We start from the raw sequence: 26,586 nt of genomic DNA, 5'->3' as shown, positions 1-26,586 counted from the left end.
TCGTGTTGTCGTCCGCGCCTCAGACGCCGATGGCCCCTGCGGTCCCAGACATGTTCTGGAGCGCGCTCATCCACCAGATCACGGTTCCGATCGACACGGCGATGATGAGATAGCCGGTGGTGAGCCCGATCCGCGCAGCGCCTCGGCCGACGCCGACGCGCATTGCCTTCCGACTTCCGACGTGGCCGAAAACGATGGCGAGTACAGCGGGCAGGAACGCGACGGGAATCATGATCAACCCGTAGGGCGAGAGGGGGATCCACATCCCAAGAATCACCGTCACGATGCCAAGCACGAGGGCGATTACCGCTGGTTTGTTCGCTTGTTCCGTCATCACGGGCTGGTCGATGACCTGCTGCTGGGCAGAGGGATCAGGGTTCGGGATGCTCACCCGCCTCAGCCTGTCAGCGCTGCGCCCGGAGCGGCAGCACCAGTTTGGGGCGGCAGAAGGCCCGCGTCTCTTCAGGGCAACTCTCTCTTGGAGTTGGTACGCGATAGCGGTGTCGTGCCCGGAAATCTCTTAGGTGAAGAACTCAAGTCAGTGGTGTGTCCTCGATGCGGCCGCGCATTTGAGATGGTTTTGTTGGCTCCGGTCCCGATGCTTACCGCGAGCGGTCTGGCACTGGGAGACATCAGATGTTTCTAGTAGTGTCGGATCGGCGCCGCGGGCGTTGCGGTGGAACGGAGATCAAATTGCAGCGCAAATCACTTGTTGACGTCGTGGTGGACGACATTCTTGACCGAATTCTTAGTGGGGAAGTTGCACCCGGCAGCACTCTGCCCCCTGAGGCAGGCATCGCCGAGCGGTCGAGCGTGAGTCGCCTTACGGCTCGCGAAGCAATCAACGTTCTCAGGGCCCAGAACATCGTGACCGTGAAACGCGGACTTGGGACCTTCGTGAACCCGCTCGACCAATGGACCGGCCTGAGTGCGATCCTGCGGGCCGCCGCCAGGGGGGTGGGGGAGGACGAAATCGCTCTCCGCCTTCTCGAGGTTCGTCGAATGGTCGAGACGGGGTCCGCCGAGTTGGCAGCTTCCAATCGAACCGATAGCGACCTCAGTCGGATGCGCTCTGCGATCGATGGGATGAAGCGAGCCTACGATGCCGACGATGTCGAATCGTTTACCCGGTGGGATCTGGACTTCCACGACGCGATCTTCTCTGCCTCCAGGAACCCGTTCGTTCCGGCAATCATGGGGCAACTTGGAGATCTGCTGTATTCAATGCGCCGCGCAACGTCGGCGTTCGGCGAAGTGCAACGCCACGCGATCGAGTATCACGAGTACGTATTGGAAGCGATTCAAACCGGCGAACCGTCCTCAGCCCGGCAGGTGATGGAGGCGCACATCAACCAGACCTTCGAGGACTATGAGCGATTCATTGGTTCTCGAGAACACGTCGCAGAAGGCTCATAGCTTCACACGCCCTCGGGCGCCCGCCATGGTTGACAGCGAAAGACCGGTGTGTTTTGATAGTCAAATCAGACATCTGATGTCAGACTAAATCGGGGCCACAGGCCCTTGGAACGAGATCGCCGTGGATCCCTCGATCGACTCTCGTTTGGAGACGATCGAAGGAATTCAATGACTGAATCTCAGTTCCCCACAGCTCGCACCGCCGTTATCACGGGAGCGGGATCAGAGCGCGGTATCGGACGTGCAACAGCTGCCCGTCTGGCCAAGAGCGGTTGGTCCGTCGCTCTCCTCGACATCGATAAAGCTGCCGCCATTGCCAGTGCCGCCTGGGTAGCGGAGACAACCGGCGCGGAAGCGCTCGGTGTGGGTGTCGACATTTCGGATGAGGCTTCGGTTGCAGCTGCCATCGACGAGGTTGAGCAGCAGTTGCCCGCGATCGGCGCGCTCGTGAATCTCGCCGGAATCAGTTCTCCTACTCCATTCATGGAGGAGACAGTGGAGGCCTGGGACCAGGTGTTCGCCGTGAACACGCGCGGCACATTCATCGTGAGCCAGCGAGTGCTTCGCGGAATGATTGAGCGCAAATACGGCCGCATCGTAAGCGCGTCGTCCATCTCAGCACAGCGAGGCGGCGGCACCTATTCAAAGGTCGCCTACAGTGCCTCCAAGGCTGCGGTCATTGGCTTCACCCGCGCATTGGCTCGTGAGATGGGCGAGCACAACATCACCGTCAACGCCGTCGCGCCCGGGCCGATTGACACAGACATCATGGGGGGCACGCTGACGGAAGAGCGGAAAGCGGCAATGTCAGCGGACACGCTCATCGGTCGCGTAGGAACACGTGACGACGTCGCAGCCCTTATCGATTTCCTCGTCAGCGATGACGCCTCATACATCACCGCTGCAACGTATGACATCAACGGCGGCCTCCAGATCTCATGACTATCGAGTCAGCATCCCGTCCCAGCGACCAGGTCGTGTCCCGATCGGTGGCGCTTTCCGCGTTCCCGGCGGAGACGGACGTGTCTGCCGCGGCCGTGGCCGCGTCGTGGAGGCCTGAGCGCGTATTGGTCGTCCTCGACGACGACCCGACCGGTACGCAGTCGGTATCCCAGCTCCCGGTTCTGACTCGTTGGGAAGAAGCCGACTTCAGGTGGGCATTCGCGCTTGAGTCGCGCGCGGTCTATGTGCTGACGAACACACGGAGCCTCGGACCTTTGGAAGCGGCAGCGCGCAACCGCGAAGTGGTTGCCAACGCGCTGGCAGCGCGCGGGGAACGCGAAATCGCGTTCGTAAGTCGGAGCGATTCGACTTTGCGCGGTCACTTTCCTCTTGAGCCGTCGGTCATTGCGGACGAACTTGAGAAGGCCGGTTCCCACACCGACGGCATTGTTGTCGTGCCGGCATTTCCTGATGCCGGCCGCGTCACGATCAACGGTGTCCACTATGTAAGCAGCGGAAGCGACGAACTCACCCCCGTAGCTCAGACGGAGTTCGCGTCGGATGCAACGTTCGGGTTCAGTCGGTCAGACCTGCCCGGCTATATCGAAGAGAAGTCCCTCGGCCAGATACCAGCCGACTCGGTCATCGTGCTCGATCTCGGCCTTATGCGGTCAGGTGCGGAGGCCATCGCCAGCCAACTCGAAAACGCCTCTGAACGGGCACTCATCGTTGCCGACGCGGTTGTGGAAAGCGACCTGCGCGCGCTTTCGCTGGGTCTCGCACTGGCTGAGGAGCGCGGGAAGCGCTTCCTCTATCGGGTTGGACCGCCATTCGTACGAGCTCGGATCGGGCAGGCTGAGCGAGCGCCGCTCTCTTCGTCAGAGTTGTATGGCGGGAATGAGGCCCCGGCCAGCCACGGATTGGTGGTCGTAGGCTCACACGTCGCCCAGACAACTTCCCAGCTCGAGCGGCTCCTTCAGGACGGTCACGCCAGCGTTGTACAAATCGATGTCGGCGCGCTGCTCGACCCGGAACGCCGATCCGATGAAATAGCAGCGGCGATTTCCTCGGCGACATCGGCACTCCGGGAACACGAAGTGGTCGTCCACACCAGCAGGGTTCTTGTGCGAACTGAATCCGGCCAGGACAGCCTCGCTATTGCGCGGTCTGTGTCCGCGGCCATCGTGGCAATCGTGCAAGGAATCATGAAGGCGGGGCGTCCCCGATATGTCATCGCTAAGGGCGGCATTACGTCTTCGGATGTGGCGGCGCACGGCCTTGAGATTGCCCGAGCGATTGTTCTGGGTCCATTACTGCCCGGAATCATCTCGGCCTGGCGGCCAGTGGGAGGGCCGGCGGACGGCATCCCCTTCGTCGTCTTCGCTGGAAACGTCGGGGACGACGACGCCCTGGCTTCGGTTATAAAGGTGCTCAGCGCCGACGAAGGAGCGAGGGCATGATGCGCGTTTCATCCAGATCGAGTAGTCGCATCACGGCCAAGTTGGCAAATTGCGCACTATATGCAAATGTTTTGATCAGATTACGCACGATGACCGTTGTGCGTCCCGCAATGAAGAGGGCAGACGAATGGCTTTGATGGCATCGAAAAAGAACGCGGTTCAGCAAGCGGCCGAGGCCGGCGCGATTGCCCCGGCGGATCTCGTGAAGAGCGGTGCCTCAGAGGAGATTCCACCACCAGGGTTCCAGGCGCCGTTGTCGAAGAAGATTCGCAGGGCCGCGTGGGTGGCCGTTCCGCCCCTGACCTTCGTGGCAATCGTCCTTATCTGGGCCCTCATCATCCCCATCTTCAAGATCCCGCCGTACCTGTTGCCTGCCCCGCTTGACGTCTTCGTCAGGATCGTCGATGATGCCGCGTTGCTCTGGGAAAACGCGCAGGTCACCCTGACAGAGATCATCGTGGGCTTCGCGTTGACCGTCGTTCTCGCTATCCCGCTCGGCCTGCTTATTGCTCTGTCCAAGTGGGCGAAGCAGGCGCTTTACCCACCGATCATGCTCCTTCAGCTGGTGCCGAAGATCGCTGTCGCTCCGCTGTTCCTGGTGTGGCTGGGATTTGGCATCGAGTCGAAGATTCTGCTCACCGTCCTGATGACGTTCTTCCCACTGCTGCTCGCCAGCATCAGCGGTTTCCAAATTCTCGATGAGCGGCTGCTGTACCTCACGAAGTCCATGGGAGCGAGCACCTTCCAGACGTTCCGATACCTCAGGTTCCCGGCCGCACTGCCGATCATCTTCTCGGGAATCAAGACATCCGCGACAATCGCAGCGACCGCGGCCATCGTCGCGGAATTCGTCGGATCGAACAACGGGCTCGGGTATGTCCTGCTCCGCGGGACCAGCACCCTCGACACCGAACTCATTTTCGCCGTCCTCGTCGTACTCACTGTCATCGGCGTGGCCATCAACTACATCGTCGAGTTCGCTGAGTGGCTCATGACTCCATGGCAGCGCACCAAGCTCGGCTGATCACCAACTACACCCGCAGCACCCAACCTCGCCCTCCGGGCACAAGAAAGGAAATCATGTTCCGTTCATCACGCAACGTCGCGTGGGTCGGCTCCCTCGCCGTCATAACCCTCGCGCTCACCGGTTGTTCAGCTTCTGGCTCCAGCGAAGGTGAAGGGGGCGGCAAAGCTCCCGCCGAACTCACCCCGGTGACTTTCCAAATGAACTGGACGGCAGGCGGCGCCAACGCCGGCTTCGCCGCTGCCGTTTCGGAAGGCATCTACGAGGAATACGGCCTCGACGTCACTCTTGTCGAAGGCAACGGTTCAGGAAACACTGCGCAGCTCGTCTCAAGCGGCCAGGCTGACATTGCGTATGCCGACGCTGTCGCCGTGAGCCAGCTCATTGCGCAAGGTGCGCCGATGAAGGTGCTCTCCACGATCTATCAGTCGAACCCGAACGAAGTCGAAGCGTTGAAGGAGACAGGCGTCGACTCGCTTGAGGACCTCAAGGGCCTCAAGGTTGGAGTGCCGTCCGGCTCCTCACAGACCACGATGCTCCCTTTGTTCCTGAAGGCAAACGGTCTGAGCGAATCGGACGTCAACCTGGTCAACATGCCTAACACGTCGATGGTTCCTGCGCTGCTGCAGGGCGAGGTCGACGCGATTCTTGGTTCGATTGACTCGTACCGAATCCAGCTGGAAGCGCAGGGGGCTGAACTCGACACGTTCACCTTCGCCGACAACGGGGTGCCCACAGTCAGCACCTCGATCTTCGCGAGCAACGACTACATGGAGGAGAACCCGGACATCGTCAAGGCCTTCATCGCTGCAAGCCTTGAGGGCTGGGACGTGGCGCTGGATGAGCCCGAGACTGCTGTCGCGGCTCTGAAGGAGATCTTCTCGACCGTCGACACTGACCTCGCGACGCAGGAACTCGAGAACATCACGCCCCTCTTCTGCAGCGGCGACGCGGTTGTCGTTGGGCGCGCCGAGGCCGCGCAGTGGGAACTGACGCAGGAGATGCTCAGCGAGGTTGAACTGTTGCCGGCCGGCACCGACCCGACCACGTACTACACCAATGAGTACCTGCCTGACGAGTCCGACATGAGGTCGTGCTGACCCTTCGGCCAGCCGACTGACGACGACACATAACTAAAGGAAGACGATGGCACACCTGCAGGGCTACACCTACGACGACTTGCACGAGGGACTGGCGTTCCGGAGTCCGGGTCGCACAATAACCGACGCCGACCTGGTTGGATTCGCCGGCCTCACGGGTGATTTCTCCGAGCTGCACACCAGCGATGTTTATGCGGAGGCGAGCCAGTTCGGTCGGCGCGTAGCCCACGGGATGCTTGGGCTCGCCTATGCGCACGGCCTCATGTGGGCGCGCACAGGTGAGCTCAGGCAGACTGCCATCGCCTTCCTTGGTATTGGGGATTGGCGTTTCGTCGCACCGATCTTCGTCGGCGACACCATCTTCGTTGACTACGTGATCAAGGAGATCCGGGATAGCAGGTCGAAGCCCGATCAGGCCATCGCGACGTTTGAAGTGAAGGTCGTCAACCAGGCCGGCGAGGTTGTCCAGCAGGGCACGAAGGCTCTCTTAGTTTCTAAAACTCCCCTCGCCGCTGTCGCGGCTGCGCCGTCCTTGGCGGCATCCGGAAAGGACGCATCATGACAACTGCAACAATGAATCAGCACGCTGGATCCCCGGTAGAGATCGACGGGGTGACGAAGATTTTTGGTGCAGAGACGGCGAAACCGTTTCAGGCTCTGAAGCAGATCGACATATCAATCGAGGCAGGAGAGTTTGTCTCTATCGTTGGTCCTTCGGGGTGCGGCAAGAGCACACTCATGTTGCTGATTGCCGGACTCCTCGACAAGTCCGCAGGAGAAATCCGAATCGGCGGTAAGGCTGTCGAGAAGCCGATCACGGACGTCGGCATCGCTTTTCAGGATCATCTCCTGCTCGACTTCCGGACCGCGCTTCAGAATGTCATGCTCCAGGCCGACATCCGGGGGTTGCCGAAGAAGAAGGTCGAGGGTCGCGCAAAGGAACTCTTCGCTCAGCTTCGTTTGGAGCACGCGATGGGTAAATACCCGCGGCAGCTTTCCGGAGGAATGCGGCAGCGCGTCTCACTGATCCGCACCCTCGTGCACGACCCGTCGCTCATTTTGATGGACGAGCCTTTCGGTGCGCTCGATGCTCTTACCCGACTTCAGGTCCGAACGGATCTTGAGCAGTTGTGGCTGGCCCGCCGACCGACCGTTGTTTTCATTACCCACAGCGTCGAAGAAGCCGTCGGGTTGTCGGACAGGATCTTCGTGATGAGCCCCAGCCCCGGCGAGGTCGTCGAGGAAATCAAGGTTGACCTCCCCCGACCACGGCCGATCGTGCTTGGCGACGCGCCAGAGTTCGGTGCGTATGTGGATCGCATTTACGCGCACTTCGAGCGCATGGGCGTTCTGCACGGCATCACATTGCCGACAACAAACGGTGCGGCGTGACCGATCGTCGTCTCCAGGACAGAATCGCCGTAGTGACAGGTGGCGCACAGGGGATCGGTGAAGGCATCGTGCGTCGACTTGTTGCCGACGGCGCGCGGGTGCTGATCGCTGACCTGCAGTACGACCGTGCGGCAGCGTTGGCCGATGAGCTGAATGCGGCAGGGGCGAGCGCGGCAGCTGCCCGGGTAGACGTCGCGGACAAGTCGAGCGTCGACGAAATACCGTCTCAGGTTGAGGACGCATTCGGTGCACCGTTTGACCTCCTTGTGTGTAACGCAGGAGTGCAGACGTTCCAACACGCGGTTGATGTCAGCGCGGAAGAGTGGGACAGGGTGCTGGATGTCAACGCTCGGGGAACGCTGTTTTCCATGCAAATGGCCGCCAGGGCTATCAACACAGATCCGACCTCGTTCCCGGCGATCGTCGCTATGGCATCGATCCAGGCGCGACTTGGCTCTCCGTACTACCCCCACTATTCAGCGTCAAAGGCCGCGGTGCTGAGCCTCGTTCGATCCTTCGCGGTGACGCTGGCTCCGCGCGGAATCCGCGTGAACGCCGTCGCGCCCGGCGTCATCGATACGCCGTTGTGGGCTGTTGCCGATGAGAAGATCTCTGCATTAAAGGGAGTGGCGCCCGGCAGTGCGCGCGAATCACGAATCGCTGCGGTGCCCCTGGGCCGGATGGGGACGCCAGAGGACGTTGCCGCATCCACGTCCTTCCTCGCGTCGTCCGACGCCTCGTACATCACAGGGGAGTGCATCCACGTCAGTGGAGGGGATGTGATGCTGTGACAAAGTTTCTCCGCTTCACATGCGACGGACCGGTAGCGGAGCTCGAACTCGCGAACCCACCACTGAACCTCGTCACAACTGAGATGCTGGGAGAGCTGCTCGACGTGGTCTCAACGATCACGCAACGTCACGACATCCTGGCCTTGATCGTGCACGGGGGTGACGGCAGGGCGTTCTGCGCCGGAAGCGACATGACCGAGTTCGCATCGGTGGCCGAGCGCGCGGCCGAGCGGAAGATTCTTCCTGAAGACCATGCCCTCCGGCTGCTGGCGTCACTGCCGATGCCCACCATCGCGGCGATCGATGGCCCCGCCCTCGGCGGAGGTCTGGAACTGGCGCTTGCCTGTGACATCCGGGTCGCTCATTCGACGGCGACGCTTGGGCTGACGGAAACGAGAATTGGTGGCCTCGCGGCTTCGGGCGCGGTGCGACTCACCACGCTCATCGGTCCTTCCCGGGCCCTGGAGCTTCTGGTCACGGGGCGCGTCCTTTCCGCGCGTGACGCTGAACGGTGGGGAGTGGTCAACCAGGTGAGCGAAACCGCGACAGCGCTTGAGACCGCACGTGTGCTGGCCGCTGAGATCGCCGCACGCGGTCCGTTGTCGAACCGTCTTGCGAAGCAGCTGGTCAACGCGGCAGTGGATCTCCCTCTCGATGCCGCCCTGTCGCAGGGAGTGCGCGCACAGGAGCTAGTATTTCGCAGCAGCGATCTGCGTGAGGGAACAGCCTCTTTCTTTGAGAAGCGACGACCCGAATTCAGCGGCGCATGATTGCCGCGTCATCGCAGCCTTCCAGGCGGGAATCCCTCCGGCTGAGCCCTGAGCAAGCGGCCGAACTCGTTCCGTCCGCCGGCACGATCGCGGTGGGCGGAAGCGGGTCGCTGCTCCAGGTGCCCGAAAGCATCCTCGAGGCAATCGGCGCGCGTTTCGCGAAATCCGGATCTCCGTTGGCGCTGGACGTTGTCCACGTGATGGGACTTGGCGACCGTCAGGGGCGCGGAATCGACCATCTCGCGAAACCGGGACTCACCCGTCGGTTCATTGGCTCGCACTTCGTTCTCAGCCCGGCTGAGCAAAGGATGATTGCGGCGAACGAGGTCGAAGCGATTGGTCTTCCCGCCGGCACGATTTCACTGTTGTACCGCGAAATTGCTGCGGGCCGCCCCGGACTCTTCACCGACATCGGGCTGGAAACTTTCGTGGACCCTCGCCTTTCGTGGGGACGAATGAACGCGTGCACGACGGAGGGGATGAGCGAACTCGTCACCGTCGGAGGCCGCGAATGGCTCTTCTACCCGACCTTCCCCATCGACGTTGCAATTATCCGGGCCTCGGTTGCGGATGAGGACGGCAACCTCAGCATGGATGAAGAGGCAGCCCTGAGTGACAACCTCGCCATCGCCCAGGCTGCCCGCAACACCGGTGGCATCGTCATCGCCGAAGTCAAACGCGTCGTGCCTCGCGGAGAAATCCCGGCCGCACGCGTACGGGTTCCAGGCGTCCTCGTCGATCATGTCGTCGAGACCACGTACCCGATGCAAACGCCCGTCACCGTTTTCGATCCTGCGCGCACCGGCGCCGGGCCGGCCACAGACGTTGTCGTGGAGCCGCTTCCGCTGACCCACCTCAAGACCATCGCGCGGCGAGCCGTCGCTGAACTTCACCCGGGCGCGGTCGTGAATCTCGGGGTCGGCGCGGCAAACGGGATCTCGTATGTCGCCCTGGAAGAAGGCGTGCTTGACGAGGTCACCCTGACCGTTGAGCAGGGGCTCTTCGGCGGGCTCCCGGGGATCGGCTTCGACAGTGGCACTGCGACGAACCCTTCCGCACTGATCGACATGTCTGCACAGTTCGACTTCTACGACGGAGGCGGTCTCGACATTGCCGGGCTCGGTTTCGCAGAGGTCGGGCGCTCCGGCGACGTCAATGTCGCTCGAGTAGGGCCGGTCCCGATCGGGCCAGGCGGATTCATCGATATCTCCCAGAAGGCCGACACAGTGGTCTTTTGCGGCACCTTCACCGGCGGCGGTCTTCTCGTTCGTATTGACGATGGCAAGGTCGTCATCGAGCGTGAAGGCCGATACGTGAAGTTCGTCGACGCCGTCGACGAGGTCGCGTTCTCAGCCGAGAAGGCGCGCCGTGAGGGTCGCCGGGCTGTCTATGTGACCGAGCGGGCCGTCTTCGAACTCCGCGACGGTGGGCTCGTTCTCACGGAGGTCGCGCCCGGTATCTCCCTCTATCGGGACATTCTCGATCTCCTTGATTTTCGGATGCCCGTTGCGGCGAATCTGAAGTCGATGGACCCGAGGATATTCCAGCCTGAGCCGATGGGGATTCGCCTCAGGCCCGCCCCATCCCGTCTCCCTCACACCCCTTCTCGCTCCAACACAGAAACACGGTGAGCATATGACCTCCGCTTTTGACGGCATCCGGATTCTCGACTTCACTCAGCTCGAGCAAGGTCCGAGTGGCACCCAGGTGCTCGCAGATTTCGGCGCCGACGTCATCAAGATTGAACGCATCGACAGCGGCGAGATCGGCCGGGGACAGTGCCCAACGATTGACGGCTATAGCCCCCACTGGTCCGCGACGAACCGAAACAAGCGGTCCCTCTCCGTCGACGTCAAGAACCCCGAGGGCATCCGATTAATTCTCGACCTCGTCAAAGATGCAGACATTGTTGCGAGCAACTTTCGGCCAGGGGTTATGGACAGGCTTGGCCTGGGCTACGACGACCTCAGCGCCGTGAATCCGCGCATCATTGTTGCTTACGCTTCGGGCTACGGCCAGACCGGGCCATACGCTCACCGGCGCGGACAAGATCTTGCCGCGCAGGCTATCAGCGGCCTTATGGCTCTCACGGGCAGCGCGGATGGGCCGCCCACCCCATCCGGTACGTTCATGATCGATTACCTGGCGTCGATGCAGTTTGCGCAGGGAATGATGGTCGCGCTGGCGGCGCGTGAGCGTACCGGTCGTGGTCAGGTGGTCGATTCGTGCCTGCTGAACGCGGCGATCGCCAGCCACTTGCAGGAGGGGACGACCTACCTCAACACGGGCCAGGAGTATCCGCGCCCCGAAGCAGGAATCGCCCACGCACACAACACTGCCCTGTACGGCTATTACGAGACCAAAGACGGCTCGTGGTTCGTTTTGATCGGCGAGTTCTACATTTCGGAGCCGTGGAAGCGAGCGGCTCGTGCTCTCGGACTGCCGGACGACGTGGTCAACGACGAACGTTTTCAGACGACGGAGGGCCTCCGCGAACACACCGCGGAGACCACGGAGATCATTCGCACTGCCGCGCTCACATTCGACCGCGACGACCTGATGGCCCGGTTTGAGGCTGAAGACGTTCTGACTGCTCCGGTGAACGACTACGACGACGTGTTCGCGGACCCGCAGGTGCTCCACAACGAAATGGTTCTCACCAAATCCGTGCCGGGCCTCGGGGACATGAAGTTCGTCGGTATCCCGGTCAAGCTTTCGGATACGCCAGGTGCTCTCCGGATGGCGCCCCCTTCCTTAGGTGAGCACACCGACGAAGTTCTGGCCGAGCTCGGGCTGTCACCGGAGGCGATTGCGCAGCTGCGGTCAGGTGGGGTGATCGGATCGGAAGCCACCCGAACTCCGCGAGTCTGGTGACCACTCGCGAACCAGCGCCCCAGACCTCTACACACATCAATTTCAAGGACGAGAAATGACTACTGCAATGACTGCCACGCAACTGACCATCCCGCGCGCCGACGGAACGCTGGTGTCCCACTCGATGCACGAAGCCCGTGATTTTCCGAAGCATCCTGCCCCCTTTACCTCCCGTTCGGTGTTCGCAGCCCCGCACGTGACGGCTGACATTCGCAAGGAATACACCCCCGGCGCTCAGCCCCCGGTTGACTGGGACGCGACCATTCGGTTCCGGCAGCACCTGTTCAGCTACGGCATCGGCGTCGCGGAGGCCATGGACACCTCTGAGCGGGGGCCCGGTGGCCTTGACTGGTCGCAGGCGAAGCAGCTGATCACCCTGGGTTCCCAGGCGGCGAAGGATGCCGGGGCGCAAATTGTCAGTGGAGCGGGCACAGACCAGCTGACCGACCCGAACCCATCGCTACAGGCTGTTGTTGATGCGTACCTGGAGCAACTCGATCACGTTGAGTCGCAAGGCGGGTCCGCGGTGATCCGCGCGAGCCACGCTCTCGTGGCTGCTGCGTCCAACGAGGACGACTACCTCTGGGTTTACGGACAGGTCCTGAGCCAGGCGAAGAACCCGGTCATCGTGCACTGGCTCGGAACCGTCTTTGACCCAACTCTCGAGGGATACTGGGGCCACACCGACATTCCGGCCGCGATGGAGGTTGTTCTTCGCATGGCTCGCGACAACGAGTCAAAGCTGCGAGGCATCAAGTTCAGCCTTCTCGATGACGAACTCGAACAGCACTTCCGCCGCCAGGTACCCCAGTCCATCCGTGTGTTCACGGGCGATGACTACGGATACACCGACCTCCTGTTGGGCGATGGGGAAGGCCCCGGCTTTCACCATAGCCACGGCCTGCTGGGTGTTCTGGACCCGATCGCTCCTATCGCCTCGGTGGGATTCGCGGCTCTTGACTCCGGCGACCGCGCCACCTTCAAAGCCGAACTCGACTCCACCATCCCGCTCGCGGTGAAGATGTTCGAAAAGCCGGCCGCGAGTTACAAGGTGGGTGTTGTGTTCATCGCATGGTTGTCGGGGCACCAGGACCACTACCGGATGGTGACTGGTCGCGAGGGCATGCGCTCCCTGCAACACCTCACCGACCTTTTCGTCGGCACCGACGCGCTCGGGCTCTTCCCGGATCCTGAGCTTTCCGCGCACCGCATGCGCAACTTCCTCGCGGTAAACGGCGTGGAGTGACCGCCGCGGCCAGGCTCCACGCCACCGGACGCGTCCCCCTCGCGAACGGTGGCGTGGTTCCGACCATGGTGACGCGTGGATCCTGACGGCTCGCGCGGAGATGCAAACCGCACGGCACTCCTGGCTTTCGTCGGGGTTGTCTTCTTTGCGCTGACGCTGCGGACCGCGGTGGCCGCGACCGCTCCGGTTCTGGATCGAATATCTGAGGACCTGCACCTTTCCGCGGCCGACTACAGCGTCTTGAGCACCATCCCACCCCTGTGCTTCGCGTTTGGTGGTCTCATCACGTCGCGGATAACTCGCTACTTCGGGCTCCGTGGGACGGCGTTGGGCTGTCTGGCGATCATGCTCATCGGGCACACCACGCGTTCCCTTGCGCCTGATTTTGCTGTGTTTCTGACGGCGAGCATCGCGATCTTCATCGGGATGGGGGTGGGGAACGTCATTCTGCCGCCGATCGTCAAGCGGTATTTCCCGCTCCGAATCGCACAGATATCCACCGTTTACATCACCGTGCTTGCGGTGAGTACCTTTGTGCCGCCGCTTGCCGCGGTGCCTTTGGCCGATCTTGGGTCGTGGCGATGGTCGCTCGCGGCCTGGGCGATCCTGAACGCGGTTGCCGTCATCCCGTGGATTGCACTTGCCCTGTCCGGTGGGCGCCGGCCTCTCCGGCTGCGAACCGGCGCGGTGAGTGCACCAACCCGTGCGCAACGAGCGGCCGGGTGGGCGCTCGCGGCGGCGTTTGGTGTCTCAACGCTCAATGCCTACGCGCTCTTTGGCTGGCTGCCCGCGATCCTCATCGACACAGCCGGTTTCTCCGAAGCCGATGCGGGTGCCGCACTGGCGCTGTACGCGGCGCTTGCTCTTCCGTTTGCTCTTTTGGTCCCAGGCCTGACGATGAAGATGCGTCGCCCAGCTCTGATCGCCGCAATAGCGGGGGTGTCGTTGGTCATCGGAAATACGATGCTCGCAATCTCGCCCACCACGGGAACGATGATCTGGGTGATCATCGCTGGTCTCGGACCCGTGTTGTTCCCGTTGTGTATCACCCTGGTTATGCGGCTATCTCGCGATGAGGGTGAGGCGAGTCGTCTCGGCGGCTTCGCGCAGGCTATCGGATACGCGGTGGGCGCGCTCGGCCCGTCCGTCGTGGGAATCGGGTTTACTGCAACCGGTGGCTGGACCTTCTCCCTCCTGTTCCTCGCGTCGACTGGTGTCGTGGCAATAGCCGCGGCACTGGTCCTTGACCGGGTGGTGCCGCGGGCCGTAACCGAGTCATAGGGCGCCGCCAGCGACTTTGGGTGCCCAACGGTGATCGTCGCAGCCCAACATTAATCGCGGGTGGCGCGCTCACGCGGGGCCAGTCGCGTCCGCCACAATAGGTCCGGGATCAATAGCGTCCCTTGCCCGGAACTCTAGGGCGCTCGATCTCAGGGCCACTGGCGGCCACGAACGGAGTCTGCATGTCTAACGATCCGATCCTGCTCTTTCTGCACGGTGTGGGCGAAGGCGACAAAGACGATCGGTGGATGGTTCGCCTCCAAGACACTCTGGACCGACTCGGCTATCCCGATTTGACGTCCATCCGGGTTATTGCGCCGAAGTACGCGCACGCGTTGAAGGACTGGGATGAGGCCGAGTCGCTGCCGCCCCTGAAAATCAAGCAGCCCCCGCGTGAGTCGGCGAAACAGAACCGCCGAGACTTCGAGCGGCGCATGGGAGCGATCGAGTCCCGGCTGGGTCGGCACAATCGCGGCAATGGCTCCCCCGGAGGTGATGTAATCACCGGTCTGTCCCTGCGGCATTCCAAATTTCTGCAGGCGCGCAACTACCTCGAGAACGAACGCGTCCGCGCGCAAGTGCTGAAGCGCATCCTCTCAAAACTCCCAGAGGCAGGTCGGATCGTCATCGTCGGCCATAGCCTCGGCTCGGTGATCGCCGCCGACCTTGTGCGACGCCTTCCCGTCGGCCTTGACGTCGTCGGGATGGTGACCATTGGAAGCCCTCTGGCCCATGGGAGCTTCGATGTCGACAAACTGCGAGAGACGCTGAAAGAGCCGCCCGCCAATTTGGCGTGGTGGGTGAACTACTGGAATGCTCTGGACCCAGTGGCCGCCCACAGGGGTGTGTCGTCCGCATTCCCCTGGATGATCGATTTCCGAATCACCACGGGAACCACCCTGCTCCATGCGCATGACGCTGAGGACTATCTCGGTGATGCGGCGGTAGTTGAGGCAATTGGCTTCGCGCTGTTCGGATCCAAATCCACGGCGTTGGTGGGCGTCGAGCACGGCATGGACATTCCCCTCGACGCGGCCGAACAGCTCGCTTTGCTGGCCCTGAGGTACGCGTACCTCACCAAGATGCAGTTGGCTGGCGACCTCCAGGATCGGTGGGCCGGTGCACTCCGCAAGGTGCAAGCGGCCGCAGTCGAAGGCATCCGGGTGCGGAACGAGCGGGAGGGCCGCGGGTTGCCGTCTCCAATCGCGCGCCTCGCTTTCGACCACTCCGACCCACACGCGGTTGCACCGGAACCGCTTCCGAGCAGCCATGTCTCGAAGGACGAGGCAGTGGTTCTCTTGACGGTCCTCGCGGCAGAGAACGTTATTCGCCCGTTCGAGATCGTTGTTCCGCGGGAAAAACGACAGCGAGCGATGGAAGGTCTCACCGCTGAGATGGGATTGGGCAGCAAGTTCGGCACCGATGTGTTCGCTGCAGCCAAACGCGCGCAGGATGCACTCGGCGGCGGCCTCGGAGCCAATTGGATGAAGTGGGGAGCTCTAGGCGCGGGCGCGGCTGCAATAGTGGTGGCGACGGGCGGGCTGGCGCTCGCCGCCGGCGCCGGGCTTGCAGGCGCCGCGGTGATCACCAGCGCGCTTGCGAGTTTCGGGCCCGGCGGCATGATTGGCGGGTTGCTCACCGCCGGGACGCTCGTAACTGCGGGCGGTGGCGGTATCGCATTCAGCCTCGCCAGCCCCGGAACCTCCGCAGAGACCCTCGAATCGGTCGTCGGCCGGAGGCTTGCCGCGGAGATTCTGCGTCAACGGCAGCACCTCGACCCGGACCCGGATGTGTGGGGAGTCCTGGCCGTGACGGAGATCGAGGTTCGGCGCGAACACGAACGGCTAGACGAATTTTCCGATGAATCGGCCCCAGCGCTCAAAGAGCTGAAACGGAAGATCGACGCCATCGAGCGTGCGATGAAGTACCTGACCGACAACGGGCTCGAACCGGGCGTCGATGCACCCACACGCAGCAAGTCGGACTGGATCCGCGATCGCCGGGCAGGAGCGGCGCTCTGAGATCCGGCGGTCGCCTGAGGACGGCGCGGTGGGTTACAGCGTCTCCTCGAAACGTCGTCTCTAACCGCTCGATCACGCTAACGGGGGCTGGACGGATGCCCCGTCACAGTGAGCTCCGAAACAAACTCCCGAATGTCCGCCGCGACCAGGTCCGGCACCTCGAGCGCCGCGAAGCGTCCTCCGGCCGGCATCTTCCTGAACCGGCGCGCATCGAAGAACCGCTCCGCGTGGCCCTTCGGCGGGTCGGTGATGTCGTCCGGGAACACCGCAATCGCGGTCAGAACCTCGATCTTCATCGACCAGCCACCGGCTTCCGCTGACCATTCAGCTTCGCTGGGCGCTGCATCCGTCGCCTGATCGTCGGAGGTCTCATCGCCCCACAATTGCTTCGCCGCTGACCAGCCGCCCATGCTCTCGTTGTAGTAGCGGATCGACGAACGGATGCTGTTGCGCAGCCAGTAGAGCATCACATTGGTGAGCAGGTCATGGGGTGGGTTGCGGGTGGTGGAGTAGCGCTCGAAGTGGTCGATCAGCCAGGCGACGGGGCCGATGGGGGAGTCGCTTAGCCCGTAGGCGAGGGTGAGCGGGCGGGGGACTGGATGACGTCGTAGCCGACGAAGCTTTCCCTCTGGCGCGCGCAGATCGAGCATCGGTTCGGTGGCCATATGGACGAGCTGCACTGCCTGTACTGAATGAGTTACAAGTAGATCGTTATCCTGATCGCTTAAACCGAGTGACCCGAAACACTTCGCTGAAGTGTTCCCTTGACCCTCTGCGGAAGCTTGACTATCAGCCGGTGTGGTCGGCTTCTCAACCTATTGGGCACCCTGCCGGTCGAAAAAACGATTGACGTCTCGGTAGGCAGCAACGGTGCGCCCGATCTGGCATAGTAAGCCCTAATGGATGACGCAGTTGACACCTCGGGGACCTACCTTCTCACAACCGATGCGGTGAAGTGGTCGATAGACGCACTTAGCAGCCGTCGTATTCATCCGCATTTCTTGGCATACCTACAACTGCACCGCCGAGCGTCGATCGGTCCAGGAGAAAAACTCGATCCACGCTGGTCGGAGCTCCGGCCACTTATCGAATTGCCAGGTGGGCCCCCAAAGAAGCCCAACTATCGGCCACTGCGGTGGAATGTTAACAGCGATCGCTCCACTTACTGGTTCAACGAGAACCTCGCGGGAAGCTTCGCTCCGAGCTCAATCCGCAATACTGCCGGCTTCTTAGTGGAAGGGAAGGAATATCGGTTGCCAGCGGATCACGCAGGTCAGGCGCTCGAAGTGCTCCTTTACGGGCGTCCAGTGCCAGCAATCGCTATGGGCGCCTATTTCCTTCGTAACTATGGCTTCAACCGCACAGATTCTGTTCCTGTCGCGGCGGACATCATCCTTGGCTTCCGCCAGTGGTTCAGATTCGATGACGACGACGAGTTCGCACTTCTCTTTGAGCTTGGCGAACCGGCGGTTGCCTTTCAGTGGTTTGGGCCAGAAGTCGTTGAGGCTAACAAGTGATGACAGATTCGGCTCTGCGCCTGATCCCCGGACGCCGTCTCCTGACGGCTGAAGATCTCGACATTGGATTCGAAGCCACGGTGCACGCGACACACGCGTCCAACGCGCCCGATGCCCCACGACTCTCTTCGGCAGACCCTTTGTTGGCGAAAGTTAAGCATCTACTTTCAAGCTTCGGGGGTGTGATCTTTAGCGGGCCCCCCGGGACCGGTAAGACATACGTGGCCGCGCAAATCGCCGAAGCGATTGCCGGGGACCAAGGCCGAGTGCAATACGTGCAGTTCCACGCGTCCTACCAATACGACGAGTTTATGGAAGGCTTCGTCCCCACTGCGAGTGGATTCGTGCGTCGCGATGGGGCTTTCTTGAAGATGTGCCGACGCGCGCAGGCCGACCCTGATAACACCTACGTTCTCGTAGTGGACGAATTGAGCCGCGCCGATGCTGCTCGCGTTTTTGGGGAAGCCCTCACATATGTGGAGCGAAGCAAGCGCGGTCTCGAAGTCACTCTTGCATCCGGCAACCCCTTAACTGTGCCGAACAATCTAGAGATATTGGCAACAATGAACCCGGTCGACCGTGGTGTCGATGAAGTTGATGCTGCGTTCGAGCGCCGCTTTGCAAAAATCAAGATGGATCCAGACCGCAACGTTCTCGGTAGGGTGCTCGAGAACAGCGGGTTGGAGGAGCAAGTCCGGAACCGAGTCATGGGGTGGTTCTCGATGGTCAACAAGTTCGCGCGAGACAATCCTTCTGCGGCTATTGGCCACGCTTACTTTGTTAATGTCGATGGTATTGATGCGATGCGGGACGTCTGGGAACACCAACTCCAATTCGCTGTGGATCGAGCATTCCGCTTGGACCCTCAAAACCGGCAGTCTGTTGAAACGGGCTGGAAAAACCTTTTCATAGACGTCCCAGGGGGCTGGGACGGGAAGCAGTCTGCTTCCGCTGCGGACCCGCCCGAAAAAGACGCTGACTGATGACTGGCTGGACGGGCCGCCCCCCGGTACGGTTTCGAGAATGTCACGAATATGGTCATGTACGCGTCGACCGCGGCGAGATTATGAATTCGGATGGGACGCTCCGAATGAGTCCCGCGGTGCAAAATCTCAACGCCTTCTCGATCGATTTCAAGGGCACTGAGCTGAGGTTGCGGGCCGGCGGTTTCGTGGGTGTCCTTCCCATCAACGACCAGCTGGTGCTGCGCGTCACGCCGCGAACCCCAATTTCGAACCTCACTCGAATGGTCGAACGAAGTGGACATCAAGCTCTCCCAATCGATGCGCTTCGCACGTACGCCACATCAGCTTCGATTGGCGACTGGCTCCTCGATATTTACGCGGACGCTTTAATTCGACATTGTTTTGAGGTCGTCAACAGCGGTCTTTACAGGGTCTACCGTCGCGAGACTGACTTTGGGAGTCGACCGCGCGGTCATTTGGAGATTCCAGCGACCATTCGAAGATTCGCTGCCCGAGGTATCAACAATACGGCAGCGTTTTCCTGGTACGAACGAACCATCGATAATGCGTTGAATCGATGCTTGAAAGCTGCACTGGTGAAACTGTATCGGCGCTACGTTGACCCGCAGAAAGGGCTCTTGGGAAGTCGGACGCGCGTGCGCCAACTTTCTAGCCTCCTCCAACTATTCGCGGACGTTTCTGTTGACCCCTCTCGGGCCTTTTTATCTGACCCGATCGTTGCCGGTCTGACAGCGCCGCCCATGACTCGCAGTTACTATCGCACACCACTCCGCCTTGCCGTCGCGATCATCTCCGACCGGGGTGTTTCCCTAGACGATGAGAGCGGAGACCTGGCTCTGTCGTCAATGTTGCTTAACATGGGAGAGCTGTTCGAAACCTATGTGCGTACAACCTTGCAATCCAAGGCGGCCGATGCCGGGTGGCCCGTCGCGGTGCTTGACGGCAATGTCGACGGGCATTTGCCCCTTTATTCGAGTCCGATTCCTCGGACAGAAGTGGGCGGCGTTTCCTATACGCCGTTGATCGAAGGCGTTTCCAATCCCCCGCGCGTCACGCCTGACATTGTCTTTCAACGCCCGGATGGTTCGATCGCCCTCATTGCCGAACTGAAGAACACTCTGATGAAGGATTTACCGTCTCGTTCAGAAGTAGAACAGGCCGTAACCTACGCAGTTCGCTACGGGACGTCCGCTGTACTACTAGTGCATCCAAAAGGACTCGATAATTTAGGTGGACTACAGCTCCTCGGACGCATCGGCGACGTGTCTGTTTTTGACTATCGATACGATCTTTCGGCCGACGACCTAGACATCGAAGATGAGCTTTTCGCCACTCAGGTGTCTGCGCTTCTTGGGCTCAAGTCTTAGAAGTCCATTTCGCCGAATCTGGCGCGTCCATGAGTGGAACCAGGTCCACTCCTACGGCGTCACGTCCCATCGATGCCGCTGTTTTCAAAGTGGTTCCTGTGCCCATGAAGGGGTCCAATACAACACCCCGCGCGGGGGTCTCGTGTCCGCAGTCAGTCCATCCAACCGTCTGCTTTTTTGAGAACGTAAATTCGCGGAAGTATCCGCCAAGAACTTCCTTTGCCTCCAATGCCAACCGCTGAACCTCAGCAGTATTGCGGCCAGTACCGCTTTGGAATTTTGTGGCCTTGCCAACGTCGGATACCCCGGTCGCCTGGATTGCCCGAATGTGGGCATCAGAAAGTCCCGCTGCGTCTGCAAGCTCCATCGCTCGTTTGGCTTGCGGACGGCTCGGATCTAGGTAGCGCGTGCGCTCGATGACTCGGCGTCGAGCGGTTCCGCAAGTTGCGCACACCTGCGGTGGAGCACCCAAAAGCACGGCTCGCCGCACGAGTTCTTGAGGGTAAGGGGCGAGGTGTGCCCCCATGTTCCGTTCAGGATTGATAGTCCAAACGTCTCCCGGGTTCGCGCCGTTTCCCATCTCCGCCGAATAGCCCACGAGATCGTAGTAATAGTTCGGCTTGTAAGTGAGGTGAATGATGTACTCGTGACGGTTTGCGAGGCGATCGCGAGCGGGATCCGGCATGCCGCCCTCTTTCGCCCAGATGATTCTGTTTCTCACGGCCCATCCCGCATCGATAGCCTTCGCTTCAATTCGTGAGGGAATCCCTACCAAGGAACGGCGATAGTATGTGTCGCCGACGTTCAGAAAGATTGATCCGCTCGGCCTGAGGACTCGCTTCCACTCATCCAAGCAATCCATGATCGAAGATACGTATGCCTGGGGCGTTGCCTCTAAACCGATCTGGTCGATGTGGCCGTAGTCGCGCTTGTTCCAGTACGGGGGCGATGTCACTATCAAATCGGCGTGGTTGTTCGGCAACTTCGTATCGCGTGCGTCGCCGTTGACCACGTCGATTTTCGGTGCAGCAAGGCCCACTTCCCATGACTCCAGCGACCCGATGCTCGCGGTTCCGAGCGGGGTCGCTCTCGTGCGGCCGGAGTCAGACGCACCTGGTTGTGCTACGTCCATTTGTTGGCTGGCTCCCTCTTTGTTGATCATGCTGTGTGTTCCTTTGACGGTAGTCGAACTTTCGCCGGTCGTCGAATCGGAGGACTAGCGATAGCTTATTCAACCCTCTGGGTCCGACATTTGCTGTCGCTGCGGCGCGCATCGATTGGGGACGGGGATGGTTGGTACAAGACCGGTCTCGTAGGAAACAAATACCTCCGAAGCTGGCAGAGGAGAAAACGATGACACTGACCGGCGCGGACGGGAAGGTCCGACGCTCCGGGATTTGCGGTCTACAGTTTGTCGAGCCAGGTATCTTCTGGTCGGTCGGCCCAGGCATTGCCGGTGGATGGGCGACCGTTTCGGTCCGCACGCGCAGCTAGTAGGGGTAGAAGTGTGCTGGCCGATTGTGCCGTCAAATCGGTGACTCTTCTGATCGGAACTCCGATCAGGTCGTTGACCATTGATAATTGGGTCTTGGCATCAGCTATTCCGAGCCGAGAAAATGCAGCTCGGATGAGTTTTCGTTGGGAGTCCGTCATCGGAAAGGGTGGATTATCTCCACGTGGGCTCGGTTCTTGCGGATCACCGAACACAAACAATGCATCGCTCACCACACGATTCTCCTACGTGCGGAAGGCATTCCATGCCTTTGCGTGTCGGAAGTCGAGGAGGTCGCGAAGCGAGACTTCGTGATGGGTGATATTGGCTCAACCCGGTCAGCTGCCGTGGAGCCGGTGTGCAGGCACGCCGGCACGGGCGCCCGTGCCGACCCGGTCTCCAAAGGGGAACCATGCCATTGGCGGCGATAGTCGGGTCACGCCGCCATCAAGTTGAGCGAGCCGGTCGCCACCAAGGCGGCCGTCGGCCGCTCGGATCCACAACGCGAGCATCCGTGTCCGGCGTCAGCTCGCCCTCCCCTATCCGACGCATAGCTGGAGGCTGGCGCATGAGGTGTCGCTCGGCAATCCCAAGCGGTATCGGTTCGCCAGCTTGAATCAGCTGCCCCCAAAGATCACCCCTCCAACGAGGAAGCCGTCCAGTTCCGCGTTGTGACAACGAATAGCATCCCAGCGGCACCTGAACGCTCTTGACGGCAGCCCTCTTGGTCTGAGGTGCGAGAAGTCGACAGGATTGTTGCGGGCGCCGGGGCTACCTAGGGGTATTCGGGCGCCGCTGTCCCCGGGATGTAACTACGCAGGTATTCGCGAAGCGCGGGGTCGCTCACGTACACGAAGGTTCCCCGGACGCCTCGGGTCAGGAGGACCGCATAAATGTTGCGCACGAACCGAAGCAAGTCGTCGTCGGTGTAGGTCTTCCCGAGAACCGCATTGTTTTCCTTCCCCTTCTTGTCGAAGTAGGAATCCCGGTCGACGTACAGGCGGCGCTTCTCGGTGTCGTATCGGAGATCGGGACCGATGATTACTCCTGCGTAGTTGAGGTCGTATCCCTGCACCGTGTGAATCGACCCGACCTCGTTGGTGCTGTTAGCGGATGCGATCCAGTCCTTCTGTGTGCTGTTCCAGCGGAACTGCTGTCCATCGACCTCGATGTCGAACGCCGTTTTGTCGTTCTTGGACTTCCAAGGCCAAGCAAACCCGGCAAGGAGACGCGACAAACCCGTCTCCTCTTCTTTCCGCAGAACTTCCGCGCGCATTTCCGCAACGCTGCCAAACATTCGGAAGTCGTAACCATCAAATTTCTCCGCGACCGGCGCTCGACGCGCGTCCCCGACGGCTGGCACTGCAAGCATGCCCCGAACGTATGCAACGTAGTCGGCTCCAGCCTGCACCCGCATCTGTGTCGCCAACGGGTAGTGACGATGACGGCTCTTCGCGTCATCCGCGAGCGCGCGAAGCACCTCAAATGGGATGTCGGCGGGCCGGACGCTCTGTTCAGCGTCAAGCAGGTAGATCTGATGTGTGCTCTTGGCTCGGATCCAGTCCAGCTGTGTCTTGCTCGTGTCATCGACCTCGAACAACTTTTTGGTGATGTCGGAGAAGTTCTTGTTCTGAACGCCGGACGGCTGGTTGGCGCGCTGGTTGAGCCGGTGTGATTCGTCGACGATGAGGAGGTCGAAGTCCTCATCCGAGCTGCCGACGTCGAACGCCGTCATGACCATCGCTGGGTCCAGGCCCGGGGTCTTCCGGAAGACCTTTTTAATCGACTCTCGCAGCGACTGCTGCGGCACAACGAGTCCGATCCGAAGGCCGGTAAGAAGCTCGCGGTTCTCTGGGACGAAGAAATCAGCGAACATCGTGTCACTATCGAAATCCTCCGCGCGTGCGGTGCCGGCGATGTCGACGAGCAGTTTCAGCATGTAGATTGCGACGACGGTCTTGCCGGTGCCCGGCTCGCCCTGAATGACGATCGTGCTGTTGGAACCGGACTTCAAGTCTTTGAAGAGCCCCTCGAAGATGTCCTCCACTGCGATTGCCTGGTCCGGAGTCAGTGCTTTGAAGGGGGACAGTTTGAAGAGGTCGCTGTTCTCGATCTCGGGGATACTTCGGGTGAAGACCCCGTCGCGTCGAAGCTGCTCAAAGACGTCGCGGAAGGTCTCTCGATACAGCTCGCGGTCGTAATAATCACCCTCGGTAATTCCGTCGTTTCGGTTCAGTACGCGATAGGCGCCGTCGCCCGCGAGGAGTCGGATGAGGGATGACTCTAGGTCGAGGCAGGCCGACTTGTTGAAGCGATCGTCAAGGATCACGCGAATGGTGTTGAGGTGTTGCTTGTCGGGGGAATCGAAGTGCTGCCGCATCCGCGTTACTGCATTTCTGGACTCACCGACGTAGACGTCGGTGAGTCGGCGGTCGTTCGCCTTGGAAGCACCACGAGTTGATTCGTCGAGCACGTACACGACGGGCCAGTTGCTGTGCCGGGGGTGGGTCGGTGCCCATTGTGCGACCGCCTCGTTAGTGAAATCGAGGCGAGCAATGCTAGAGGGCGTCATATTTCGTGCTTCGGCCCCGCGCTTTGTCGACCGGGTATTTCGCGCGCGTGATGGCGAGTTTATCCAGGATGATCTGACTGGGATCAGCGCCAATGCGGTCGGCAAGAAGCATGCAGTACGTGAGAACGTCAGCTAACTCTTCACGGATGCGGGCTGGATCAGCGTCTGCATTCCATTGGAAGCACTCAAGCAACTCGCCAGCTTCAATGGCGATGCTCTTGGCGAGATTTTCGGGACTGTGGAACTGAGCCCAGTCGCGCTCGGCCATGAACGTTGCGATCTCGTCGCGGACTGACTTTTCGACCATCCCGTCAACCTAGCAGTGCGCGGTCCAAGTGAGGACGGCGAGGAAGGACGTGTGCATCGCCTGCTCGAATGTTCCCTGACTGGAGCCCGCTGATGGGGGGAGGACTAGGGAGCTTCGGCTATCAGTACTGCCTCCTCGGCGGCGATTCGGACGTTTACGGGCTGCCGTTAGCGTTGCGGGTTTGATAAGGATATCGATGGCGCAGGTTCGAGGTTAAGTGGTGTTTTCGACACCGGGTGGGTTCGGCTCGTTCCCGTTTAGCGCAGTTATGCCGCACTATTCCAGCGTCCGTCGTCCTCAACGAGCCTGAACATTTCCCGCAGCACCTCCTGCGAAAATCGTGCATATTGGCTCGACGCGAACGGAAATGTCGCTTTGGAGAAGTCGACTACCCAAGGTTTCATCAGATCCGCATACTCGCTATATGCGAGAACCCCCATGGCAGGTAGAGATCGACGAAGCGCGATAATCATCGCGTTGATTACCGTCGTTGACGTTATTTTAGAGTCAGGGTCGTGCCACTCAGCGGCGTGGTGGCTTTTTAAAGCCCCAAAGTACTGATCGAGCGTCGTCGCGCAATATCTGACGTAATCAGTAAGTAGCTCCGGGCTTTCTTTTGCTTTCAGAGTTTTTCGGGAGGCGTCTTCTTTTACCCACTCCGTGAAAAGCCCTGATTCGGAATTGATGTCGACCAAATACCGGAGGGCGAACTTGACGATCGATGCAATCTTGATGGGCGCCTGATCCATCTGCGACAGCTGGAACATGCCACGAAAAGTGGACCGTTTATTTAGGAGCTCAAGCACGCGGCGCGCAACGGCCACGTCTGCGTATGGCGCCTGTAGTGCCTGAATGGCGAGTAGAACGTCGGCCGGTACAGGCTTGCTGTTCGAGTTAATGTCCAAGAAGATCTCACTCTGGAGCTTGAGTCGTTCGAGTTCGTTCATGCCTGGCGGAAATACGAGACCGGTTGCCAAGAGATGAACCTTGCTTCGGATAGCCGCTACCTTCTTTTCGAGGTCGTCGGTGCCCTCATAATGGGCGAACACCCTATGCTGGCCGTCGATGATGCATATTGAGTTGAACTCGTCAGGAATGGTCATCCGATACGAGGAATAGTCCTGTGCGTCGTCGAGGTCGACGACGGCTTTGTCGGCAGTCTGAAAGGTCACGTGCTCCGGAAGACCAATGATGATGTTGTTCAGGAACGCTGAGTCGTCGTCGGCGACAAACTGACGGATTTTCTTTATTCGGCCGACGTCTATCAGACGTTGATAAAGGTCAGTTGAATATCCCCAATTGTCCTTGCGCAGCACGTATGCGTTTCGAAGTAGAACGTCGGCCGAAATCATGAACGACACAAGCCTCACGCCGTTGCTAAATCCTGTGCTGTCATCAGGCGAGATAATCGTTGTCTCGATCGTTTTCACATCATTGGACGCGTTCGTTGCCCCTATATCGTTCGAGCTGAGTTCGAGAAATCGCCATAAGTCCGTTTTTGCAGAACGGCGGATGGTTTTAGCAAGCTTGTCGAAGTAGTTCAACGCCCGAGTGGATACAACTTTCATCGGCCTTAGGAGCGCAAGATCGTCGTCGTCGAGATCCATTTCTTTCTTAGAGATATAGAGAAAGAAGAGCTGGAATCGTTTTGGCGAGTACGCACGGAGTGCTTCTTCGTGTTCTGGGAAGGTGCTGCGGAGCCACTCTATGAAGTCGCTCTTCGACCCGTGGAGTTGTTCAGCGAGAAGTCGCTTATTTTTGGCATGTTCGAACGGTTTCGAGGTGGTTGTGTCTTCGACTATTAGAAGGACGTTCTCGAACAGGAAGGCCGAGTCGAGTTCGCCGGTTTTGTTGCCGAACTTCGCTTCCATGCCTTCAGTGGGGATATACGTGAAACCCATGTTGTTGAACAGAGTTCGTATAGACCGGGCAAAGCGGCGTTGCTCGAGTACCGCTGGGTCCACCGGTTTGCGCTTCGCTTTTTTCCTCGGCTTTAGAGTTGCCACCGTCGATATCTCCCTTGATTCG

24 protein-coding genes are annotated in these 26,586 nt (G+C 60.3%); 17 read left to right on the top strand and 7 right to left on the bottom strand.

What is annotated here, in order from left to right; all coding sequences use genetic code 11:
- Positions 1-19: 19 nt before the first annotated feature.
- Positions 20-391: a hypothetical protein gene (locus tag C3E77_RS14330; RefSeq protein ID WP_108392568.1), complete on the bottom strand. Its 372-nt coding sequence runs from the start codon at positions 389-391 to the stop codon at positions 20-22.
- 257 nt (positions 392-648) lie between these two features.
- On the opposite strand from C3E77_RS14330, the gene C3E77_RS14325 reads away from it, so the two are divergent.
- The 14 genes from C3E77_RS14325 to C3E77_RS14260 all read left to right on the top strand — a co-directional run bounded on the left by C3E77_RS14325 (position 649) and on the right by C3E77_RS14260 (position 16,317).
- Positions 649-1,416, top strand: a complete 768-nt coding sequence (locus tag C3E77_RS14325; RefSeq protein ID WP_234031226.1) for a FadR/GntR family transcriptional regulator — start codon at positions 649-651, stop codon at positions 1,414-1,416.
- Positions 1,417-1,584: 168 nt separating this feature from the next.
- A complete protein-coding gene (locus C3E77_RS14320) occupies positions 1,585-2,358 on the top strand; it encodes an SDR family NAD(P)-dependent oxidoreductase (RefSeq protein ID WP_108392564.1) in 774 nt (257 codons plus the stop codon).
- Positions 2,355-3,818 carry a four-carbon acid sugar kinase family protein gene (locus C3E77_RS14315; protein WP_108392562.1) on the top strand — a complete coding sequence of 488 codons (1,464 nt, stop codon included), beginning with the start codon at positions 2,355-2,357 and terminating at the stop codon, positions 3,816-3,818. Before C3E77_RS14320 ends, C3E77_RS14315 begins: the two co-directional genes overlap by 4 nt.
- 136 nt (positions 3,819-3,954) lie before the next feature.
- On the top strand, positions 3,955-4,842 hold the full coding sequence (locus tag C3E77_RS14310; protein WP_108392560.1) for an ABC transporter permease: 888 nt from the start codon (positions 3,955-3,957) through the stop codon (positions 4,840-4,842).
- Between the two features lie 56 nt (positions 4,843-4,898).
- Positions 4,899-5,942 carry an ABC transporter substrate-binding protein gene (locus C3E77_RS14305; protein WP_108392558.1) on the top strand — a complete coding sequence of 348 codons (1,044 nt, stop codon included), beginning with the start codon at positions 4,899-4,901 and terminating at the stop codon, positions 5,940-5,942.
- 46 nt (positions 5,943-5,988) lie between these two features.
- Positions 5,989-6,504, top strand: coding sequence for a MaoC/PaaZ C-terminal domain-containing protein (locus C3E77_RS14300; RefSeq protein WP_108392556.1), 516 nt, complete (start codon positions 5,989-5,991; stop codon positions 6,502-6,504).
- Positions 6,501-7,334, top strand: a complete 834-nt coding sequence (locus C3E77_RS14295; RefSeq protein ID WP_234031225.1) for an ABC transporter ATP-binding protein — start codon at positions 6,501-6,503, stop codon at positions 7,332-7,334. Before C3E77_RS14300 ends, C3E77_RS14295 begins: the two co-directional genes overlap by 4 nt.
- Positions 7,331-8,125 carry an SDR family NAD(P)-dependent oxidoreductase gene (locus C3E77_RS14290; RefSeq protein ID WP_257790999.1) on the top strand — a complete coding sequence of 265 codons (795 nt, stop codon included), beginning with the start codon at positions 7,331-7,333 and terminating at the stop codon, positions 8,123-8,125. The genes C3E77_RS14295 and C3E77_RS14290 overlap by 4 nt, the downstream gene beginning before the upstream one ends.
- The gene (locus C3E77_RS14285; RefSeq protein ID WP_108392552.1) at positions 8,122-8,895 is read left to right on the top strand and encodes an enoyl-CoA hydratase/isomerase family protein; all 774 of its coding nucleotides are present in this window, start codon (positions 8,122-8,124) and stop codon (positions 8,893-8,895) included. Before C3E77_RS14290 ends, C3E77_RS14285 begins: the two co-directional genes overlap by 4 nt.
- Positions 8,892-10,526, top strand: a complete 1,635-nt coding sequence (locus C3E77_RS14280; RefSeq protein WP_108392550.1) for an acyl CoA:acetate/3-ketoacid CoA transferase — start codon at positions 8,892-8,894, stop codon at positions 10,524-10,526. The genes C3E77_RS14285 and C3E77_RS14280 overlap by 4 nt, the downstream gene beginning before the upstream one ends.
- Positions 10,527-10,530: 4 nt before the next feature.
- On the top strand, positions 10,531-11,769 hold the full coding sequence (locus C3E77_RS14275; protein WP_108392548.1) for a CaiB/BaiF CoA transferase family protein: 1,239 nt from the start codon (positions 10,531-10,533) through the stop codon (positions 11,767-11,769).
- A gap of 55 nt (positions 11,770-11,824) precedes the next feature.
- On the top strand, positions 11,825-13,015 hold the full coding sequence (locus tag C3E77_RS14270; protein ID WP_198412161.1) for a DUF993 family protein: 1,191 nt from the start codon (positions 11,825-11,827) through the stop codon (positions 13,013-13,015).
- A gap of 75 nt (positions 13,016-13,090) precedes the next feature.
- Positions 13,091-14,296 (top strand): MFS transporter, encoded by a 1,206-nt coding sequence (locus C3E77_RS14265; protein ID WP_108392544.1) that lies wholly within the window; start codon positions 13,091-13,093, stop codon positions 14,294-14,296.
- 182 nt (positions 14,297-14,478) lie between these two features.
- Positions 14,479-16,317: an alpha/beta hydrolase family protein gene (locus tag C3E77_RS14260; RefSeq protein ID WP_108392542.1), complete on the top strand. Its 1,839-nt coding sequence runs from the start codon at positions 14,479-14,481 to the stop codon at positions 16,315-16,317.
- 77 nt (positions 16,318-16,394) lie between these two features.
- Here C3E77_RS14260 and C3E77_RS14255 read toward each other — a convergent pair whose 3' ends face one another.
- Positions 16,395-16,997 carry a hypothetical protein gene (locus C3E77_RS14255; RefSeq protein ID WP_108392540.1) on the bottom strand — a complete coding sequence of 201 codons (603 nt, stop codon included), beginning with the start codon at positions 16,995-16,997 and terminating at the stop codon, positions 16,395-16,397.
- 219 nt (positions 16,998-17,216) lie between these two features.
- Here C3E77_RS14255 and C3E77_RS15480 point away from each other — a divergent pair, with 219 nt between their 5' ends.
- The 3 genes from C3E77_RS15480 (at position 17,217) to C3E77_RS14240 (ending at position 20,187) form a co-directional block, all read left to right on the top strand.
- Positions 17,217-17,834, top strand: coding sequence for a hypothetical protein (locus tag C3E77_RS15480; RefSeq protein WP_162925031.1), 618 nt, complete (start codon positions 17,217-17,219; stop codon positions 17,832-17,834).
- A complete protein-coding gene (locus C3E77_RS14245) occupies positions 17,834-18,817 on the top strand; it encodes an AAA family ATPase (protein WP_108392536.1) in 984 nt (327 codons plus the stop codon). Before C3E77_RS15480 ends, C3E77_RS14245 begins: the two co-directional genes overlap by 1 nt.
- A 119-nt stretch (positions 18,818-18,936) precedes the next feature.
- Positions 18,937-20,187, top strand: coding sequence for a 5-methylcytosine restriction system specificity protein McrC (locus C3E77_RS14240; protein WP_162925030.1), 1,251 nt, complete (start codon positions 18,937-18,939; stop codon positions 20,185-20,187).
- Here C3E77_RS14240 and C3E77_RS14235 read toward each other — a convergent pair.
- The 5 genes from C3E77_RS14235 to C3E77_RS14220 form a co-directional block, all read right to left on the bottom strand.
- Positions 20,177-21,349 carry a DNA-methyltransferase gene (locus tag C3E77_RS14235; RefSeq protein WP_234031224.1) on the bottom strand — a complete coding sequence of 391 codons (1,173 nt, stop codon included), beginning with the start codon at positions 21,347-21,349 and terminating at the stop codon, positions 20,177-20,179. The genes C3E77_RS14240 and C3E77_RS14235 overlap by 11 nt on opposite strands.
- 242 nt (positions 21,350-21,591) lie before the next feature.
- A complete protein-coding gene (locus C3E77_RS15475) occupies positions 21,592-21,912 on the bottom strand; it encodes a hypothetical protein (RefSeq protein ID WP_162925029.1) in 321 nt (106 codons plus the stop codon).
- Positions 21,913-22,454: 542 nt separating this feature from the next.
- Positions 22,455-24,251, bottom strand: a complete 1,797-nt coding sequence (locus tag C3E77_RS14230; RefSeq protein WP_108392532.1) for a DUF2075 domain-containing protein — start codon at positions 24,249-24,251, stop codon at positions 22,455-22,457.
- Complete coding sequence (locus C3E77_RS14225) at positions 24,238-24,558, bottom strand: nucleotide pyrophosphohydrolase (RefSeq protein ID WP_108392530.1); 321 nt, start codon at positions 24,556-24,558, stop codon at positions 24,238-24,240. The genes C3E77_RS14230 and C3E77_RS14225 overlap by 14 nt, the downstream gene beginning before the upstream one ends.
- 266 nt (positions 24,559-24,824) lie before the next feature.
- On the bottom strand, positions 24,825-26,564 hold the full coding sequence (locus C3E77_RS14220; protein ID WP_162925028.1) for a DGQHR domain-containing protein: 1,740 nt from the start codon (positions 26,562-26,564) through the stop codon (positions 24,825-24,827).
- Positions 26,565-26,586: the final 22 nt, after the last annotated feature.

The organism is Mycetocola zhujimingii (genome assembly GCF_003065425.1).
Lineage (GTDB): Bacteria > Actinomycetota > Actinomycetes > Actinomycetales > Microbacteriaceae > Mycetocola_A > Mycetocola_A zhujimingii.
This window is presented reverse-complemented; position numbering and strand designations above follow the sequence as displayed.

Coding starts and splice junctions, on each gene's coding strand:
- C3E77_RS14320 (WP_108392564.1), top strand. CDS start 1,585: ATGACTGAATCTCAGTTCCCCACAGCTCGCACCGCCGTTATCACGGGA.
- C3E77_RS14315 (WP_108392562.1), top strand. CDS start 2,355: ATGACTATCGAGTCAGCATCCCGTCCCAGCGACCAGGTCGTGTCCCGA.
- C3E77_RS14310 (WP_108392560.1), top strand. CDS start 3,955: ATGGCATCGAAAAAGAACGCGGTTCAGCAAGCGGCCGAGGCCGGCGCG.
- C3E77_RS14305 (WP_108392558.1), top strand. CDS start 4,899: ATGTTCCGTTCATCACGCAACGTCGCGTGGGTCGGCTCCCTCGCCGTC.
- C3E77_RS14300 (WP_108392556.1), top strand. CDS start 5,989: ATGGCACACCTGCAGGGCTACACCTACGACGACTTGCACGAGGGACTG.
- C3E77_RS14295 (WP_234031225.1), top strand. CDS start 6,501: ATGACAACTGCAACAATGAATCAGCACGCTGGATCCCCGGTAGAGATC.
- C3E77_RS14280 (WP_108392550.1), top strand. CDS start 8,892: ATGATTGCCGCGTCATCGCAGCCTTCCAGGCGGGAATCCCTCCGGCTG.
- C3E77_RS14275 (WP_108392548.1), top strand. CDS start 10,531: ATGACCTCCGCTTTTGACGGCATCCGGATTCTCGACTTCACTCAGCTC.
- C3E77_RS14270 (WP_198412161.1), top strand. CDS start 11,825: ATGACTACTGCAATGACTGCCACGCAACTGACCATCCCGCGCGCCGAC.
- C3E77_RS14260 (WP_108392542.1), top strand. CDS start 14,479: ATGTCTAACGATCCGATCCTGCTCTTTCTGCACGGTGTGGGCGAAGGC.
- C3E77_RS15480 (WP_162925031.1), top strand. CDS start 17,217: ATGGATGACGCAGTTGACACCTCGGGGACCTACCTTCTCACAACCGAT.
- C3E77_RS14245 (WP_108392536.1), top strand. CDS start 17,834: ATGACAGATTCGGCTCTGCGCCTGATCCCCGGACGCCGTCTCCTGACG.
- C3E77_RS14235 (WP_234031224.1), bottom strand. CDS start 21,349: ATGATCAACAAAGAGGGAGCCAGCCAACAAATGGACGTAGCACAACCA.
- C3E77_RS14230 (WP_108392532.1), bottom strand. CDS start 24,251: ATGACGCCCTCTAGCATTGCTCGCCTCGATTTCACTAACGAGGCGGTC.
- C3E77_RS14225 (WP_108392530.1), bottom strand. CDS start 24,558: ATGGTCGAAAAGTCAGTCCGCGACGAGATCGCAACGTTCATGGCCGAG.